Source organism: Citreicella sp. C3M06, assembly GCF_018860705.1.
In the GTDB taxonomy this organism is placed as follows: Bacteria; Pseudomonadota; Alphaproteobacteria; order Rhodobacterales; family Rhodobacteraceae; genus Salipiger.
Window position 1 is genome coordinate 14403 of sequence record NZ_JAHKQA010000028.1, and the last position, 17599, is coordinate 32001.

Consider the following 17599-nt stretch of genomic DNA (forward strand, 5'->3'; position numbering starts at 1 on the left):
TCGGCTCCGGCAGCCTCCTCGCATGGGGGTACATGCAACAGACCCGAGGCTTGCGGAGTCTGCGATCGGCACGCTTCCAGCCCGCTATGGATGCACCGAACAAATTCAAGCTCATTCATCCAGGACAGAAGGATCCCGGACGCCATGACGATCTATAATAACGCGCGTTTTGTGACTGCCGCCGCAATCGTGGTTGCAGCGACAGCACCGCAGGCCAAGGCACATGACATCACCAACGCGCTTCTGACAGAGCGTGCCGCGACCTGCGCGGACTATGCTGAGGCGAACACCGCCTCGGCCACCGACCTGTTCACCAAGACACATCATGACGCCGCGGTGACGATTACCACGGACGGGCAGACCTGTACGATCGCCTCGAACGCCGTGCCCAATCACGACTTCAACACCGCTGAAGGCTTCTTCAACGGGTTTGCAGAGCAAGATCAGACATATACGATCACGGCCACACCGACCGCGTCGGAAACCCCGACGCCGCTCTCGCTGCCCATGGACAACGCGGTGTTCCTGAACGGGGTAAAGCTCGATCTGCTTGCGGCCGGATGTTATGGCGTCGGGGACGGCCTGTTCGGGTGTTTCGACATGTCCGCGCCCTACCGCTATGATCCGATGGGGACCGCAAGCAACATGTTCGGAACCGATGCGCATAACGCGCATACCCAGAACGACAGCCTGTATCATTACCACGGCAACCCAATGGCCCTGTTCGAGCAGGACAACCCGGTTGCGGCGTCGCCGGTCATCGGCTTTGCGGCGGACGGCTTTCCGATCTTCGGCAGCTATATCAACGACAACGGCACGATCCGCGCGGCCACCACAAGCTATCGCCTGAAATCCGGCACCCGCCCGGACGGCGACGATGGCCCCGGCGGCGCCTATGACGGCACCTATATCGATGACTGGGAATACGTCGAAGGGCTCGGCGATCTCGATCAATGCAACGGCATGGTTCAGGACGGCGTCTACGGCTACGTCGTGACCGAGGCCTATCCGCATGTCATGGGCTGTTTCACCGGAACCCCTGACCCGTCCTTTGAAAAACCGCGTCCCTGAGCTGTTCTGCAGAAACTGATGTCTGCCCGCGAAGATGACGGTGAGGATCACTGTCGATCTGGTTTGACCGTGATATAATCTAGGTGCCGCCGCCGAGCGACAAGCGCGGTCGGCGGCACAGCTTCGGTGATGCCGCTATCCAGACCTGCCTGACGATGAAGGTTCTGTTTGGCCCACCGCACCGACAGACCACAGGCTTTGTAGAAAGCCTGCTGCGACTTGCTGGTATGGACTGAGCAGTGCCAGATTTCAGCCCCCTTTGCCGCCGTCAGTGAACACCTGACGTCAGCCTGCCGTATCGCGGAGGAACCGGGCCACGGAACCTGCTGATCCCCCCCAGCGCCCGGTCACTCCTCGCGTAGCTGAATGACAATGGCTGAAAAGCCTCCTAAACTCCGGGTCATTGCAAACTATCTCTTGGATAGACCCTGTTGGACATCGCGCTGATCCGAACGTTTCTCGAAGTGGCTGCGTCCGGCTCTTTCGTGAACGCCAGTGAACGCCTCGGCGTGACCCAATCCGCTGTCAGTCTTCGGATCGCACGTTTGGAAACCGAACTGGGAAAGGCGCTGTTCACCCGGTCAAAGGCTGGCGCGGAGCTGACATCGGCTGGTCGGGAATTCGAACGCTACGCCCTGTCGCTCATCAAGATCTGGGAGGAAGCTCGCCAGCAGATTGGTGTTCCAGAGGGCTATACCAAGTCTCTCAGCATTGGTGCGCAGTACTCCTTGTGGCCACGCCTTGGCTTTCAGTGGATCGACCTGATGCGATCCCGGATGCCCACGCTCAATGTCCGCGCCGAGCTTGGAATGCCCGATCGTCTGACACGGTTTCTGGTGGAAGGGACTGTTCAGATCGGATTGATGTACTCTCCGCGCCTGCGCCCGGGATTGTCGGCCTCCAAGGCTCTGAACGAGGAACTTGTGATGGTAGCCTCTTGGCAGGCCGGTCTTGACGACATTGCAGAGCACTACGTTTTTGTCGATTGGGGGCCGGAATTTGTTCACTCTCACACCCTCGAATTGCCAAACCTGACCAATCCCGGCCTGACCTTGGCACTGGGAGCCATGGCGACAGAATATGTCCTGACACACCGGGCGGTGGCCTACCTTCCCGCGCGTTACATCAAGAATTACCTCGACGCCGGGCAACTCTTTCTGGTGCCCGATGCTCCGGTGTTTCCCTACCCGGTCTGGACCGTCTGGAGAGATGACCTAGACGAGGACATCCGAGAGACCGCAGAAGCCACACTTGTGTCTATTCAGTCACAGGTTCGCGACGATCAGAGTTCTGTCATTTCCCAGCTCGTCGATATCAGTGGGGACGACACATCCCAAGTGTCTGACGCAGGCTGATTTCTCTTTGGGTGAGAAATAGTCGTCTTATCGATAAATAAGATAAATATATCATGTTTTATCGGGGTGGCTAAGTCATGTTCCAGCACATGATGCTCCCGGCCTTTTGGACGGGTCACCTTCTAGGGGGGAGGAACCAACCCATGAAAACCGCAACCACATTCCAGCTGAGCGCAGCGATGCTGATCGCTGCCTTGTCGGGCACTGCCGTATCCGCCCAAAATCTGATCGGTCGCGATTCCATTGCAGAAGACCGGAACGAGGATCTGCTCGAAGCCATCGAAGACGATGCCGAGCGCGAGCTCGACCGGTTCGGCAACGAAGGCCGCCCGCAGGGCTTCACCGGCTCTTTCGCCCTGCGCGGCATCGCGTCTTCGGGCAATACGGACAGCCTCGACGTGGGCATTGGCACAGACATGAACTATGTCTGGGGCGTGAACGGCGTCCAGTTTCAGATGAACTACGTCTACGGCGAAGATGACGACGTGAAGACCGAGGAAAGCCTGTATTACGACCTCGAATATACGCGCGACTTCACCCCTGTCGTCTTCGGCTACGCCAAGGTGCAAGGTACGGTCGACGAATTCTCGGACTATGAGACGGATACCTTCGCTTCGCTTGGCTTGGGGTACCGGATCTTCAACGACCCGATCCGCCAGTGGTCCGTTCAGGCAGGCCCGGGCTACCGGTTTTCGGAGCTCTCGGACCTGAGCCGGGGCGACATCAGCGAGGAAGCGCTGGGGCTGAGTTCGGATTACGCACATAAGCTGACCGAGACGCTGTTCCTGACCAACGATACTGATGTGGTCTGGTCGGACTCCGATACCGTGGTCTACAACGACCTCGCTCTGAACGTTGCGATGACCAACAGCCTTGCGCTGCGAACCAGCATCCTGACCGAATACCATTCGAAAGTGTCCAGCGGTGTGAACCAGTACGACAACACCTACGGCGTGTCTCTGGTCTACACGTTCAACTGAATCTTCACGACCTCATGTGACTTTGGGGGCAGAGCAATCTGCCCCTTTTTTCAGTTTTCAAACTCGGCACCACAGCTTCGAAACCAAGCTGTGAACCGGCGCGCGATTCTGAATCTGTCACAGATTTTGTCATGAATGCGGGTGAAATATCTATATTTCGCGCGATTTGTCAGCGGTGGGCGGGATGCCTGGGACGTAACGATCTGAATTTTTTGCCGAAAGGACTGCGCGCGAGCCGAAACAATGTGGACGGCGCCGGGGGTGCAATTGATGCAAGGGTAAACGGCTCGATTGCGTCCTGCCCCGAGTATGATTGCCGGTCGGCATTGTTGCGCCGCGCGTCGAGCAGCCCCTCCCGCCACTGGCCAGAGGCAAAGGGGGCGATCATGGCCCTGCGGATCAGGCTCCCGACAAGTCCGACGGTCAGACGGGGGCGAAGAGCGCTTTCAGTGTCGGGCACAGCCGAAGAACACCTCAGATTGACCCCGCTTCCCGCAGGGCACATCCAGCCCGCGCATGTTTGCTGTAAGCCTATACGTTGCTTGCGCGCGTTTTGCGTCCGGCTTCTGTGACCGCGGCATCCGTTTAAAAAGCTCCCGACAGAGACGAAACTCCGCTAGGCTCGTGCCATGCAAGCCGAGCTGATACAAATATTCATCCTGCTGGGGAGCGTCTTTGCCCTGCTTGTCTGGGGGCGTATCCGTTACGATCTTGTGGCTTTTGGCGCATTGATCCTTGCGGCAACGCTTGGGCTGGTGCCGACCGAGGACGTGTTTTCAGGCTTTGGTCATTCAGCCGTGGCCATTATTGCGCTGGTGCTGATCGTTAGCCGGGGGCTGTCGTCCTCTGGCGCTGTGGAGCTGATCGCATCCAAGCTCATCAACCCCGACCGGCCGCTGCCGCTGCATATCGCCGTCATCGCCGCGCTGGCGGCCGGATTGTCGGCGATCATCAACAACGTGGCGGCGCTGGCGCTTTTGATGCCGCTCGATCTTGAGGCTGCCAAGAAGGCAAAGCGCTCGGCGGGTCAGACCCTGATGCCGCTGTCTTTCGCGACCATTCTGGGCGGGATGATCACCCTGATCGGGACACCGCCCAATATCGTGATTTCGGAATACCGTCAGGGCGTTCTGGGCGAGCCTTTCGGCATGTTCGATTTTGCGCCGGTGGGGCTTGCCGTTGCGGTTGCCGGAATTGGCTTTGTGTCGCTGCTCGGCTGGCGGTTCCTGCCCGCCCGGGCGTCGCTGCTGGACACCGAAGAAGCGGTGATCAAAGGCCGCTACATTGCCGAGCTGCGTATCGGCGACGAGATGGCGCAAGACGGAATGACGGTGGCGGATCTTTACCCGATGGCGAACGAGGCAGATGTGCATGTTCTGGGCCTGATCCGCCGTGGCAAACGCCTGCGCGGTCTGGCGCCGCGCCAAGAGCTGCGCGCGCGGGACTTCCTCGTCGTCGAAGGAGATCCCAAATCCATCGAGACCTTCATGGGGCAGGCGGGGCTTGATTTCGCCGGTGCGGAAAAACACGAAGGCGGCGTGATCGCACCGGGCCTGACCTTGTCCGAGACCATCGTCCCCGAGGGAGCGCGGATCGTCGGGCGGACCGCGCGCAGCCTGCGGCTGCTGCAGACACATTCGGTGACGCTTCTGGGCATTGCGCGCGGCGGAGAAAGCTTCACCGATCGCGTGCGGCTATTGCCGATCCGGGCTGGCGACGTGCTGTTGCTGCTGGGCACACCAGAGCGGGTCGCGGCGGCGACGGACTGGCTTGGCGTGCTCTCCCTCGAGGGGCGGCAGACCGAAGTGGTGCAGCGCAGCAAGGCGGGGCTGTCGATCGGGGTCTTCCTGCTAGCTGTCGCCATGGCGGTGCTGGGGTTTCTTCCGCTGTCCGTGGCGCTTGGCGGCGCGGTGATCGCTTATGTCGCCCTCGGCCTTGTCAGCGCGCGCGAGGTCTACGCATCGGTCGAATGGAAGGTCATCGTGCTTCTGGCCAGTCTCATCCCGCTGGCCGAGGCGTTCGAGCGGGTCGGCGGGGCAGAACTGATCGCCCGGCAGATCGTCAGCCTGAGCGAGGGCTACCCGGCATGGCTGTCACTGGTTGCCCTGATGGTGGTGACGATGACGCTGTCGGATTTTCTCAACAACGTGGCAACGACGCTGATCGCCGCGCCGATTTCCATGTCGATTGCCGCGACCACGGACACCAATCCCGACACTTACCTGATGACGGTGGCGGTGGCGGCCTCCTGCGCCTTCCTCACCCCGATCGGGCACAAGAACAACACGCTGATCCTCGGGCCCGGCGGGTATCGGTTTGGCGATTACTGGCGCATCGGCCTGCCGCTGGAAATCCTCGTCGTCTGTGTCTCGGTGCCGACCATCCTGCTGGTCTGGCCGCTGTAAGCCGTTAAAGGCAACCTGGGGCGATGCAGATCTGACGATTGACCAAGCACAAAAACCTCGGTGCCGTGACATAGCAGCTTTTGGTGCAGGGTGCCGTGACTGAATGGCTTTCGTGGCGGCAGACGCATCATGCGACCGGCCAGCGCAGAGCTTTGGCGTGTCTGCCAACGCTTTAGTGCGGCGTTACCGAACCGGACATTTGCCGCGCCCGCCACATCAATGCCTCGTCCAAGGGCGGAAGGGCTGACAAGGTCGCGAGATGCGAGTGCCGCGAATGTCGCATCCGCGCTTCGATCTAGTCTATGCATCGGTTTGGCCTTCACAGCGTTTCCGCACCAACTTGCGATGGGCCGTGTTGATCGCTTTAGCAGACGCGGCCCCAGTCCGATCAGGCGCAGATTGCGCGCGGCAGCTACACCATTCGGGCACCCATCGCGGGCACGGTTCTGAAACTGGACGCCGAAATTGGGCAGACGATCAGCCCTTCGACCCGGCTGCTGACCCTTGCCGATCTGAGCGAATTTAGGGTCGAAGCGGATGTGGACGAGGCCTATGCGACGCAGATCGCCCTAGGTCAAAGCTCTGCCGAGCAACGGGCCGGGCAAACCGCGATACATCGGGGCCATATCAGCTTTGTGGCGAACCGCGTGAACGCCGCCACTGGCGGGCTTGCCGTCAGGATCCGCCTGGACACTCCGCTCGCGGCTCCAATCGGGCTGACCGCGGCGATAAAGATTATCATAGATGAGCGCGACGCGGCCCAGACGGTTCCACGCACCGCAATGCTGGATGGACAGAAGGTTTTTGTGCTCGTGGACGGCGTGGCGGACTTGCTGCCTGTAACCGTCGTTGACTGGCCCGCCGCCCGGCTCATCGCAACAGCGGGCCTTGCTGCGGCCGACGTGGTGATTGCCGATGCGACAGGCAACACGGACGGCCTGAACGTCGCGCCGGAGCAGCGCTGATGCTGTATGCCCTTAAGATCGCAACACGGTATCTGACTGCGAACAATACCCAGACGGCCCTGCTGGTGACAGGGGTCGTGGGCGTAAAATCCGTCTCGACACAAATCGCAGTTGCAGGGTTCCTGACACGGCGGGCGCAGGTAACCACCAATCTGGCCTTTGGCGAATGGCCCACCACCTTCGGCGATGCCAAGATGAGCACTGCACTCCTCGACCGCCTCACTCACCATTGCGACATCATCGAGACCTGAAAGGAGAGCTGGCGCTTCAGAATCCGCGAATGGTCATCAATCCACCGCTCGCCCGATCCGCCTCCGCCACCTGAAAACTACGCCGCATCAGGCCAGACACCCCAGCAACAGAGGGGGCAATGTTCCACGCCTATCCTTGGGCAGAGTTGTGTGCCGATTAACAGAAAACGCTGCCGTGGTGACGGTCTGATCCTGATCGACCGGACATGATCGTGTCGCGCGGCGTGGCGGCGCTCAAAAAACAGGCAGGTTCGAGAAGTGGTGACATTCGCCAGCCTTTGAACGTGCCATCCGGCGTCGGAAACGGGCTGTTTGCGTGCCTTTGCAGCGGCAATTCCAGAGCGACGGTCTGCGCAGGTTAAGTCCCTGTCAAAATTATACTTATCACCCGTCCGAGGTGCGACGCCCCCGGCTGTGCGCTGTGTTGATCCGTAAGGTATCACAAATTCCGATCAATTGTGATCTAGATATACAGTTTTGGGTTATACTCCGAGTCGTGCCACGGTCCCGTCCCAACAGGAGACCCCCAATGGACGTCAAACCCAAACCGCACCGCACCAGCCATCCAGAGCTTACCGGGCTGTCCGCCCCGGAGGTCCGACAGGTATTGCGCGCCAACGCCTATTTTGGCCACACGGCAGGTCTGTGCACGGGGCGGTTGCAGTGCAATCTCGTCATTCTGCCTGCGGCGGATGGTGTGGATTTCCAGCGGTTCTGTCAGGAAAACCCGGTGTTCTGCCCGCTGATCGCCGCCTCTGCGCCGGGCGAGACCGGGTTTGCGGATCTCGGCGCGGATATCGACCTGCGCAGCGATCTGCCGCTGTATTTCGTCTACCGCCCCGGTCAGGCGGTTGAGCGGGTTCAGGACATCAAGGCGCTGTGGCGCGATGACTTCATGGCCTTTGCGGTGGGCTGTTCGTTCACCTTCGAGAATGCCCTGATGCGCGCGGGCGTCGAAATGCGCCATGTCACCGAAGACGTGACTGTCCCGATGTATCGCAGCAACATTGCCACCACCCCGGTGGGCCGTTTTGGCGGGCCAGCCGTGGTCAGCATGCGCCCGATCCCCAAGGAGCGCGCCGATGACGTGCGCCGCATCTGTCAGGCCTTTCCCCATGCCCATGGCGCGCCAGTGCATATCGGTGATCCGGCCGAGATCGGCATCACAGATATTACCTCCCCCGACTGGGGCGCGGCCGTCACGATCAAGGACGGCGAGGTGCCCGCCTTCTGGGGCTGCGGCGTCACCACGCAGGTCGCGCTGTCCAATGCCGCGCCCGAAATCGCCATCACCCACGCCCCCGGTGCCATGCTGATCACCGATGCGGACGAGGCCATGCCCACCGGCTTTGCCGCGCCCTGACACAACAACAAGACCACCCAACAAGGAGAGACCACGATGAAATCCACCATCAGCCTGTTGACCATGACCATCGCCCTGACCGGCGGCGCCGCTATTGCCGAAGAGCTTGCCGTCGTCGGCAGCTGGAGCGGCCTGCCGCTGCACAAGCAGTACGAAAAGCCGTTCTGGGAAGACAAGATGCCCGCCGCCAGCGATGGCAAGATCACTGCGGCGCTGACCACCCATGACCAGATGGGCATCGGCGGCGGCGACGTGTTCCGCATGCTCGGGCAGGGCGTGTTCGATGTGGGCATGACCGTGGCCGATTACGCGGTGGCCGATTCCGCCGCGCTCGAAGGTTTCGACGTGCCGCTGATCGCCACCGATGCCGCCGACGCCAAGGCCATGGTAGACGCCTCGCGCCCGCTGATGGACGAGATCTTTGCCGATGTGTTCAACGCCAAGGTTCTGGGCGTCGCGCCCTATCCGCCGCAGGTGGTGTTCTGCAACGCCGAGATCGGCTCGCTCGCCGATCTTGAGGGCAAGAAGGTGCGCGCCTCGGGCCGCATGACCGGCAAGCTGCTCGAAGCGCTTGGCGCCGAAGCGGTCAGCATCAGCTTTGGCGAAGTGCCCGGCGCGCTGCAAAAGGGCGTGGTCGATTGCGCCGTGACCGGGGCCGGATCTGGCTATAGCGCCGGTTGGTGGGAAGTGTCGACGCATCTGATGCCGATCCCGCTGGGCGGCTGGGATCCGGTTGTCACCGCGATCAACCTCGACAAGTGGACTTCGCTCAGCGCCGAAGATCAGGCGCTGATCCAGACCGCCGTCACCGACGAGCTCGAAGCCCCCGCATGGGCCAGTGCGCAGGCCGCGCTTGCCACCGACGTCGCCTGCCTGACCGGCGAAGGCGAATGCCCGACCGAAGCCCGCAGCATGACGCTGGTCGAAGCCACGGCGCAAGATCAGGAAACCGCGCGCGACATCCTTGTGACCGAAGTGCTGCCTGACTGGGCCGAACGCGCCGGCGGCGACTGGGGCCAGCGCTGGAACGACACCGTGGGCGCTGCCACCGGCGTTCAGATCGATCTGAAGTAAGGGGCTGACATGACAACGCTCCTCTCGTTCCTGCGGATGCTGAACGAAAAGCTGGCGGTGGCCGCGGGTCTGCTGCTGCTGCTCAGCGTCTGCGTCACCCTTTACGACGTGATAGCCAGACCGTTCGGCATGTCTCTTGGCGGCACCGACGAGCTGTCGGGCTATGCCATGGCCGTGGTGACGAGCTGGGGCGTAAGCTACGCCCTGACCTGCCTTGCCCATGTGCGGATCGACATCATCCGCGCACGGGGAGGCACCGCGGTCAGGGCGTGGTTCGACGCCGTGTCGATCCTGTCGCTTGCGGCGGTGGCGGTCACGGTGGCCTATCGGGCCTGGCCGGTGCTGGCGAAATCCATCGCCAACAATTCCACCGCGAACACCACGCTGGAAACGCCGCTGTGGATTCCGCAATCGCTGTGGATGGCCGGTTGGCTGTGGTTCGCCCTGTCGGCGGTGATGCTGGCGGCCTGCGTCTGCCTGTTTCTTGTCTGCGGGCGCCATGACGACATCGAAGAATTTGCCGGATCGCGAGGCGAAGCATGATCCTTTTTACATCCGTCGGGCTGCTTGTGCTGCTCGCCCTGTCGATTCCGGTCGGCATCGTGCTGTTTCTGCTGGGCTTTGGCATCGACGCCCTGTTCAGCCCGTTTCCGCTGATGCGCGGATTGGGGCAGGTGGTCTGGTCGTCGTCGAACAGCGCGACCTTGATCGCCATTCCGTTCTTTGTGCTGCTGGGCGAGATCCTCGTACGCTCCGGCGTGGCGCAGCGCACCTATGCGGCGCTGGAATCCTGGGTGTCGTGGCTGCCCGGCGGGTTGATCCACGCCAACATCGCCACCGCCACGCTGTTTTCGGCCACGTCCGGCTCGTCTGTTGCCACCGCCGCGACCGTGGCATCCGTGGCAACCCCGCAGGCCGAACGGCTGGGCTATGACCCCAAACTGTTTTCCGGCGCCATCGCGGCGGGCGGCACGCTGGGCATCATGATCCCGCCGTCGATCAACCTGATCGTCTACGGTTTCCTCACCGAAACCTCGATCCCCAAGCTGTTTCTGGCGGGGCTGATCCCCGGCTTTGCGCTGGCGCTGCTGTTCATGGTGGTCACCGCGATCTTTTGCATCATCCGCCCGTCGCTGGGGGGCCCCGGCATTTCGGCCAGTTGGCAGAAGCGCATCAACGGGCTGGTGGATCTGGTGCCGCTGCTGGGGCTGTTCGGCGCCATCGTCGGGTCGATCTATGCCGGCTGGGCCACCCCGACCGAGGCCGCCGCCATCGGCGTTGCCATGGCATTCGCCATCGCCGCCACCCAGCGCGCCATCACATGGGAGATGATCGTCGCCAGCCTCAAGGGCACGATCCGCACCACGTCGATGATCATGCTGGTGGTGATCGGGGCCTATGTGCTGAACTTCGTTCTCACCGCATCGGGCGTCAGCCGCGCGTTGCAGGAGTTCCTGCAAGGGCTGGGCCTTGGCGCGCTGGCAACGCTGCTGATCATCGTGGTGATGTATATCGTGCTGGGCTTCTTCATCGAGACCCTGTCGCTGATGGTTGCCACCATTCCGATCGTTGTGCCGATCGTCGAACAGCTGGGCTATGACAAGCTGTGGTTCGGCATCCTGATGATCATCCTTGTGGAAATGGCGCTGATCACGCCGCCCGTTGGCCTCAACCTGTATGTGGTGCAGGGCGTGCGCAAATCGGGCTCGCTGTTTGACGTCATGCTGGGGGTCATCCCCTACGCGCTGGCCATGCTGGTGATGGTGGGCCTGCTCATCGCGTTCCCGGCCATCGCGCTTTATCTTCCCGAACATATCTAGGACTTCTGAAATGCACGTCTCTTACCTTGGGCAAACCATGCCCCTGTCCGTCGACAGGCTGATCGTCGCCGGCTGGACCGGGCGCGACCACGCTGCCGTCCAGCACCATATCGACGAGCTGGCCGAGCTGGGCATTGCCCCGCCGTCGCAGGTGCCGCTGTATTACCGCGTCTCGAACGGGTTGCTCACGCAAGCCCCGGTGATCGACGTTCTGGGCGAGACCAGCTCGGGCGAGGTCGAACCGTTGTTGATCCGTATGGACGGCAAGCTGTGGCTGGGGTTGGCGTCGGATCATACCGACCGCGAGCTCGAAGCCTATTCGGTGGCCGCCTCGAAACAAGCCTGCCCCAAGCCCATGGCCGCCGAGGTCTGGGATTTCGACGAGATCTCTGCCGATCTGGACGCGCTGATCCTGCGCTGCGAGATCTTTGAGAACGGCGACTGGGTCACCTATCAGGACGGCACACTGGCGGCGATCCGACCGCTGGCCGAGCTGATGGCGGGCACCGAATTTGCCGACGGTACCGCCATGCTCTGCGGCACGCTGGGGGCGATTGGCGGGGTGCGCCCCGCGGCCGAGTACCGCATGATGCTGCATGATCCGGCGCGCGAGCGCAGCATCACGCTGGAATACAGCGCCCGCACCCTGCCCATCGTGGCATGACTCCGCGCCCGCCCCATGATTTCAGCGCCCGCCGCGCGGCGCTGTGGCAGGCGCTGCAGGCCGATGCCATTCTGGTCTTCGGCTATGGCGATGCGTTGGGGGCGGGCAGCGCATCGCATGGGGCGATGCGCTATCTGACCGGCTGGAACAGCCATGAGGCGCAAAGCCTTGCGATCCTGACCCCAGAGGGCTGCCGCCTGCTGATCGGCAGCCCGTTCCTTGCGCCGCCCACCGGGCTTGACGCCGCCGCTCTGCCTGCCAGCGGCTGGGGCGCAAGCATTGCCGCCCAGCTTGGCACGGCCCGCAAATTGGCAACGGTGGGCTTTGGCGAGATGCCGCAAGCGACATTTGAAAGCCTGCGCGCCGCGTTGGGGCCCGCCACACTGACCCCCGCCGATGCCATCCTGTCGCGTCTGCGGGCGATCAAGCACCGATCCGAGGTCGCCGCGATGCAGGCCGGAGCGGCGCTATGCGACGATCTGTTCGACCGTCTGCCGCAGCTGTTGCGCCGGGGCGAGCCGGTCTGGAAAACCCAGACCCGGCTTGAAACCCACGCGAAGCTTGAGGGCGCTGAATACTGCCGCACATGGCTGACGGTGCGCGCCGCGGCGGATCGCCCGCGCTATTGGCCCGAGGAAAACCGCGACACCCCGAAACACGGCGATCAGGTATTGTTCGGCATCGCGCTGACCGTCGATGGCTATTGGGCGCATGGCATCCGCATGGGCGCAATGGGGCAGATCGCCCCCGATCACCAAACGCTCTGGCAGATCGCCGAAGACGCGCTGATTGCTGCGCAAACCGCGCTGACACCGGGCCAGCTAGTGCAGGACGTCGAAGCCGCCATCTCGGATGTGGTTGTGCCGCGCAGCGCGCATTGGCCGGGTGTGCAGCGGTTTCGCGGTGGCCACGGGCTTGGCCTCTCCTACGAAGAGCCGCTCTTGTCTGGCGCATTCCCCCAGCATTGGGGGCCGGAGGCATTTCGCGATTGCCCCCCTCTGCCGGTGGCTGTTGAATGCGCCATGATGTTAGAATTGCACCCCAATCTGTTCGTGCCGGGCCTTGGCGGCGCCGCGCTTGGCGAGATGATGCTCACCGAGCCGGGCGGCGCACGCCCCTTGCTGCACTTCCCCCGGCAGATGTTCGTGGTATGAGCCAGACCATGCAGCCAAAGGACCGGGCGCAATGACACTGGATCAGCTGATCACCTTTCTCTGGGTGTCGCGCCTTGGCGGTGTGCGCCGCGCCGCGCAGGAAATGAACATCTCGCAGCCCGCTGTATCCGGGCGCATCGCGGCGCTGGAACAATCCTTGGGCACGCGGCTGTTCGATCGTGCCCAACGCGGCGTGACCCTGACCAAAAAGGGCGTGTTGCTGCGCGATTATTCGGAAAAGATCCTCGATCTGGTCGAGGGCATCAAGGCCGATATCATCCCCGCCGAAGCCGAGGACAGCCTGTTGCGCGTCGGCGTCGCGGAAACCATCGTGCAGCTCTGGCTGCCGAAATTCCTGTCGGCGCTGTATGAATCCTATCCCAAGATCCGGGTCGAGATCGTTGTCGATGTGTCGGTCAACCTGCGCCAGCAACTGCTGGAACGCAATATCGACCTGGCGCTGCTGATGGGGCCGATTTCGGATTACACGGTCGACAATATCGACCTGCCCAAGGTGGCGCTGACCTGGTTCAAACCCGCCGGGCGCCCCGATCCGGATCTGCGCCATTCGCCCGTGGTGACCTATAATCGCAACTCGCGCCCTTACCGCGATTTGCGCCGCCAGATGATCGACCGCTATGGCCATTCCACCCAGCTGTTTCCGACCAGCTCCATTCACGCCGGGCTGGAGATGGTCGCAACGGGCATCGGCGTCGGGCTGTTCCCGCATCAATTCGCCGAGCAATTCGTCAAACAGGGCCGGATCGCGCCGTTCGATCCGGGCTGGAAGCTCGATGACCTCGGGTTCACCGCATCCTTTCTGGGCGATCCGCGCAACGAGCTTTGCGCCCGCGCCGCCAATATCGCCGTGGCCTGCGCCACGAATTATCTGAAAGAGTAGCCCCATGCCCAAAGCCTTCCCATGGTCGGCAGCGACCGCAATCGCCCGCCTGCAAGACATTCAGACCCGCATCAAGACCAACGCGCCCGGCACGCAGAACGTCTATACCCACCTGTTCGATGAGCCCGCCACAGATCTGCCAGACACCGCGCTCGCCGGTGCGCTGGTGTCGATCAAGGATTTGCTCGACGTCAAGGGCCACGTCACCCACGCGGGCACCACCTTCATGAGGGACAATGCCCCCGCGACCAAAGACGCCGACGTGGTGGCGGCCCTGCGCGCACAGGGCTGCGTGCTGGTCGGGCATACCAACATGACCGAACTGGCTTATTCGGGGCTTGGCCTCAATCCGCATTACGGCACGCCGGAAAATGCACTCTACCCCGGCTGCATTCCGGGCGGGTCGACCTCGGGCGGCGCGGTGAGCGTGGCGCAGGGGCTGGCGGATGTGGCCATCGGCACCGATACGGGCGGATCGCTCCGCATCCCGGCGGCGTTCAACGGCATCACCGGGTTCAAGCCCAGTCAGTCGAGTCTGTCTCAGACAGGCTGCCGCCCGCTGTCGCGCAGCTTAGACAGCATCGGCCCCATGGCGCGCGATGTCGCCACCTGCCGCGCCGTCTGGCAGGCCATTGCAACGCCGCAGGCCGACACGCTGGCGATCAGACCGGAATTCGTCATCCCCGAGAATTTCGGCATGGACGACCTTGATCCGGCGGTGCGCGCCGGATTTGATGCGGCGGTGGCGCTGCTCCGCGAGGCGGGGTTCACAGTCAGCACGCACAGCTTCGCCGCGCTGGAGTCGATGAAATCCCTTGCCGTCTGGCAGTTTTCCTCCGTCGAAAGCCGGGCCGAATACGAAGATGCCTTCCAGACACGGTCCGACAGCCTTGACCCCCGCGTCGCCTCGCGGATGGCCCGCGCCGATGAGGCGACGGCCGTGAGCTACCGCCAGACCCTGAACCTGCGCAACGATTTGATCGCGGCCTTCGATGCGGAACTGGACGGGCGCGCGCTGCTGATGCCAACCGTGCCGATCCTGCCGCCCCGCTTTGACGCGGTGCAGGACGATGCGGATTTCGGGCGTATCAACCTGCAAGCCCTGCGCAACCCGACCATCGCCAATGTCATGAACGGGTGCAGCATTTCGCTGCCCTTTGCCCATGCGGGCGACACCATCGGGGTCATGCTGATCGCCTCCGGACACAGCGATCCGGCCCTTCTGGATCTGGCCGAGCGCTGCGAAACGCTTTTTCAGGGCGACAGCTGACGGCGCAAGCGCTGGACCCCCTCCCGTTCAAGGCGGGAGGGCGGCGGTGCCTCGCATCGGGCCGTTTCAAGCCCGGTCAGATGCGCCGCCGCCGCCGCCGCCGCCGCCGATAAGAACCCAGATCTGACCGGGCCCGTCGACAACAGATGCCCCCAATTCCAACACCGGCCTGTCACCTTCGGTGCGAGCAAGTAAGTTGAAAGCTGGAAACCTCACCGGCAGTGCTGCAAGACTCGGACATCCAGGATGATTCACGTCACGATTCCAGGTACTTACACGCCCTTCCTGAGCAAGCGGTGCCCCGCCCGCTATCGCACGCCTTACAGGTCCAGCAACAAGGCATCACTACTCAAGCGGGGTTTCTGCTGATCCACTGCCCGGCAGCACAAGCTGTGCATGTGCGAGAGGGTGGGTCGACAAGGAAATGATCTGGCACGCGCCGCAGGGTGGGCAGCCCGGGCGTCGGTGTTTTGCGATGCTGCGATACAATTGTGCTCGCCCACTGTCCGGCAGGGCATTGGACAACAATTTCCCAAGAGGCGATCAAGGGCCTACTCAAACTGCCGGTACGCCCGACCGCCGGGGTGGGGCGAGCCTGCTGTATCTGGCGGGCCTTGCCAGAAGCCCAGACAGTTCTAGTCGTTGGCAAGCGCCCGCGAGGGTCATGCGCCGCATGGTCCCAAAAGACGGGGCGCCCGTGCGGGGCGTGGTTGCCGTTGCGAAATGCCTCCTCGAGCAGACAGCTTGGTGGCCACTCCACCCTACACCGGCAGCGTGGAAGTAAGTACCCCACGTCCTCGGACGCTACCCCATGGTGGGCACTCGGTCCGCACAAGCGGTACGCGTATACAATTCTTATGTACTGATCCCAAGTCACTGCGATGTCGAAGAAAACAGTGAGTAACGCAAACACCGACCACTGAGCTGCAGCCCATCTTCTGGACAGTTTCTGGTGTAGATTAAGCTACTCTCTCCCCCTGCCGGTCGGTTTCGATTTGGTTGACGTAGACCACGGCGGGCGGCTGTCCGCCATGGGCGGCGTGAGGCCGCTGCTGGTTGCAGAAAGCGATCCATCGGCCAGCGCCGGCCTTGGCCTGCGCGTCGGTCTCCCCGGCGAGCAGGTAGACGCACTCAGACTTCACAGTTCGCAGAGACGCGCGATGAAGATGTTGTCGAGGCAGCGGCCTTTCCCGTCCATTGAGATCATGGCACCGATGCGTTTCAGTCGGTCGCTCCAGGCGAAGGATGTGAGCTGCGCGCCCTGATCGCTGTTCATGATCTCTGGCGGGCCAAAGCCGGTGAACCGCCTCGTTTAAGAAGTCCGCCTCCAGCGTGTTCGAGATGCGCCAGGCCAGCACCTTGCGGGTGAACCAGCCATGATGGCGACCAGGGAGAGGACGCCTCGTCGCATCGGCAGACAGGGGAGGTCGGCGCACCGTTGCCCGGAAAGGTCATGCGCAGCATGATCCCAAGAGGAGAACCTGGTTGGGCCGATCGACCCGCAGGCCGCCTAGCAGGCAGGGGCAGTACCCCGTCGCGTGCTTGCTGGTGTTGGGCTTCCGGTAGATCGGTATCAGGCGCCGGATGCGCTCACGTTCACCGGGTGGCCTTGGTTCTTCAGGTGCCATCTGCTGGATGCCGTAGAACGGCGTTTCCAGAAATTGCTGGTCGAGCAGTTGCATGAGCGCCAAGTTCACTGCGGTCTCGCGCTGCGGTGCGCGGTAGAGCGACGGCCGCGAGATCGACAGCAGGCGGCATTGCGCCCCGCCCAAAAGCGTGGGGTGAGAGCGTTCGATCATCCCGTGCCTCGCTTGCCGGTCCAGGGCGAGTGCCCTCGTGACAAAAAATCGTTGGCGACTGCATTGGCGGGTTCTCTCGGGTCGATGGCGTTCACCCGCCTATTCACCCGATCTTGACGTGCAGTGGGGAGTGTCCTGAAGTCTGTGTATCTGGCGCGGCCCATGCGGTTTGGGATACTCAAGCGGCGAAGCGCTCGCCAAACATTATGGCGAATTGATTGGGGGCGGCAAACCATTCCCTGACATTTTGGCCGTCCTTCGCAAATTTGTGGATGGCGAGGTAGATCGGCTTGGTCTCTGCCTCGTCAGTCGGGAAGTATCCCCGCGTTTTGATGGATTTCCGGATCACGCGGTTCAGACTTTCTATGGCATTCGTGGTGTCGAGAATTTTGAGGATCGCTGGAGCGAAGGCAAAGAATGGGATCTCTTCCTGTTAGGCCCCGAGGCCAAGCCGGGGCGATAGATGCGTGTTTCCCGGCCCATTTTCCCTCGAAAGCATCATTCTCGGCCTAGGGTCAGGATGCATT

At 62.4% G+C, this 17599-nt stretch carries 16 protein-coding genes and 2 pseudogenes; 15 read left to right on the forward strand and 3 right to left on the reverse strand.

The genetic code is table 11. From position 1 onward, the window contains the following. Positions 1–144: 144 nt before the first annotated feature. The 15 genes and pseudogenes from KO516_RS05500 to KO516_RS05570 all read left to right on the forward strand — a co-directional run bounded on the left by KO516_RS05500 (position 145) and on the right by KO516_RS05570 (position 15273). Positions 145–1071 carry a YHYH protein gene (locus KO516_RS05500; RefSeq protein WP_216002800.1) on the forward strand — a complete coding sequence of 309 codons (927 nt, stop codon included), beginning with the start codon at positions 145–147 and terminating at the stop codon, positions 1069–1071. 44 nt (positions 1072–1115) lie between these two features. Continuing rightward, positions 1116–1343: pseudogene (locus tag KO516_RS05505) on the forward strand (transposase); the annotation flags it as partial. A gap of 159 nt (positions 1344–1502) precedes the next feature. Continuing rightward, positions 1503–2426, forward strand: a complete 924-nt coding sequence (locus tag KO516_RS05510; RefSeq protein WP_216002801.1) for a LysR family transcriptional regulator — start codon at positions 1503–1505, stop codon at positions 2424–2426. Between the two features lie 143 nt (positions 2427–2569). Continuing rightward, entirely contained in the window at positions 2570–3406 is an 837-nt protein-coding gene (locus KO516_RS05515) for a YdiY family protein (RefSeq protein ID WP_252737416.1), read from the forward strand. 629 nt (positions 3407–4035) lie between these two features. Beyond that, on the forward strand, positions 4036–5811 hold the full coding sequence (locus tag KO516_RS05520; RefSeq protein WP_216002802.1) for an SLC13 family permease: 1776 nt from the start codon (positions 4036–4038) through the stop codon (positions 5809–5811). A 398-nt stretch (positions 5812–6209) separates the two neighbouring features. Beyond that, on the forward strand, positions 6210–6776 hold the full coding sequence (locus tag KO516_RS05525; protein ID WP_216002815.1) for an efflux RND transporter periplasmic adaptor subunit: 567 nt from the start codon (positions 6210–6212) through the stop codon (positions 6774–6776). A 140-nt stretch (positions 6777–6916) separates the two neighbouring features. Next, positions 6917–7027: pseudogene (locus KO516_RS05530) on the forward strand (ATP-binding protein); the annotation flags it as partial. A 529-nt stretch (positions 7028–7556) separates the two neighbouring features. Then, positions 7557–8390, forward strand: a complete 834-nt coding sequence (locus tag KO516_RS05535; protein ID WP_216002803.1) for a putative hydro-lyase — start codon at positions 7557–7559, stop codon at positions 8388–8390. A 36-nt stretch (positions 8391–8426) separates the two neighbouring features. Further along, entirely contained in the window at positions 8427–9464 is a 1038-nt protein-coding gene (locus KO516_RS05540) for a TRAP transporter substrate-binding protein (protein ID WP_216002804.1), read from the forward strand. A gap of 9 nt (positions 9465–9473) precedes the next feature. Then, entirely contained in the window at positions 9474–10007 is a 534-nt protein-coding gene (locus KO516_RS05545; protein ID WP_216002805.1) for a TRAP transporter small permease subunit, read from the forward strand. After that, complete coding sequence (locus tag KO516_RS05550; RefSeq protein WP_216002806.1) at positions 10004–11284, forward strand: TRAP transporter large permease; 1281 nt, start codon at positions 10004–10006, stop codon at positions 11282–11284. Before KO516_RS05545 ends, KO516_RS05550 begins: the two co-directional genes overlap by 4 nt. A gap of 10 nt (positions 11285–11294) precedes the next feature. Continuing rightward, positions 11295–11948 (forward strand): DUF2848 domain-containing protein, encoded by a 654-nt coding sequence (locus KO516_RS05555; RefSeq protein ID WP_216002807.1) that lies wholly within the window; start codon positions 11295–11297, stop codon positions 11946–11948. Continuing rightward, on the forward strand, positions 11945–13102 hold the full coding sequence (locus KO516_RS05560) for a Xaa-Pro peptidase family protein (RefSeq protein WP_216002808.1): 1158 nt from the start codon (positions 11945–11947) through the stop codon (positions 13100–13102). The genes KO516_RS05555 and KO516_RS05560 overlap by 4 nt, the downstream gene beginning before the upstream one ends. Positions 13103–13133: 31 nt before the next feature. Next, complete coding sequence (locus KO516_RS05565; RefSeq protein WP_216002809.1) at positions 13134–14003, forward strand: LysR family transcriptional regulator; 870 nt, start codon at positions 13134–13136, stop codon at positions 14001–14003. Positions 14004–14007: 4 nt separating this feature from the next. Next, complete coding sequence (locus KO516_RS05570; protein ID WP_216002810.1) at positions 14008–15273, forward strand: amidase family protein; 1266 nt, start codon at positions 14008–14010, stop codon at positions 15271–15273. Between the two features lie 1138 nt (positions 15274–16411). Here the strand turns inward: KO516_RS05570 and KO516_RS05580 are convergent. From KO516_RS05580 to KO516_RS24065, 3 genes are all read right to left on the reverse strand, one after another. Beyond that, positions 16412–16549: a hypothetical protein gene (locus KO516_RS05580; protein ID WP_216002812.1), complete on the reverse strand. Its 138-nt coding sequence runs from the start codon at positions 16547–16549 to the stop codon at positions 16412–16414. 175 nt (positions 16550–16724) lie between these two features. Further along, on the reverse strand, positions 16725–17072 hold the full coding sequence (locus tag KO516_RS05585; protein WP_216002813.1) for a hypothetical protein: 348 nt from the start codon (positions 17070–17072) through the stop codon (positions 16725–16727). A gap of 178 nt (positions 17073–17250) precedes the next feature. Then, on the reverse strand, positions 17251–17496 hold the full coding sequence (locus KO516_RS24065) for a transposase (RefSeq protein WP_371742031.1): 246 nt from the start codon (positions 17494–17496) through the stop codon (positions 17251–17253). Positions 17497–17599 lie beyond the last annotated feature (103 nt).

Coding starts and splice junctions, on each gene's coding strand:
- KO516_RS05560 (WP_216002808.1), top strand. CDS start 11,945: ATGACTCCGCGCCCGCCCCATGATTTCAGCGCCCGCCGCGCGGCGCTG.
- KO516_RS05550 (WP_216002806.1), top strand. CDS start 10,004: ATGATCCTTTTTACATCCGTCGGGCTGCTTGTGCTGCTCGCCCTGTCG.
- KO516_RS05565 (WP_216002809.1), top strand. CDS start 13,134: ATGACACTGGATCAGCTGATCACCTTTCTCTGGGTGTCGCGCCTTGGC.
- KO516_RS05555 (WP_216002807.1), top strand. CDS start 11,295: ATGCACGTCTCTTACCTTGGGCAAACCATGCCCCTGTCCGTCGACAGG.
- KO516_RS05535 (WP_216002803.1), top strand. CDS start 7,557: ATGGACGTCAAACCCAAACCGCACCGCACCAGCCATCCAGAGCTTACC.
- KO516_RS05515 (WP_252737416.1), top strand. CDS start 2,570: ATGAAAACCGCAACCACATTCCAGCTGAGCGCAGCGATGCTGATCGCT.
- KO516_RS05580 (WP_216002812.1), bottom strand. CDS start 16,549: ATGAACAGCGATCAGGGCGCGCAGCTCACATCCTTCGCCTGGAGCGAC.
- KO516_RS05585 (WP_216002813.1), bottom strand. CDS start 17,072: ATGATCGAACGCTCTCACCCCACGCTTTTGGGCGGGGCGCAATGCCGC.
- KO516_RS05500 (WP_216002800.1), top strand. CDS start 145: ATGACGATCTATAATAACGCGCGTTTTGTGACTGCCGCCGCAATCGTG.
- KO516_RS05520 (WP_216002802.1), top strand. CDS start 4,036: ATGCAAGCCGAGCTGATACAAATATTCATCCTGCTGGGGAGCGTCTTT.
- KO516_RS05570 (WP_216002810.1), top strand. CDS start 14,008: ATGCCCAAAGCCTTCCCATGGTCGGCAGCGACCGCAATCGCCCGCCTG.
- KO516_RS05545 (WP_216002805.1), top strand. CDS start 9,474: ATGACAACGCTCCTCTCGTTCCTGCGGATGCTGAACGAAAAGCTGGCG.
- KO516_RS05540 (WP_216002804.1), top strand. CDS start 8,427: ATGAAATCCACCATCAGCCTGTTGACCATGACCATCGCCCTGACCGGC.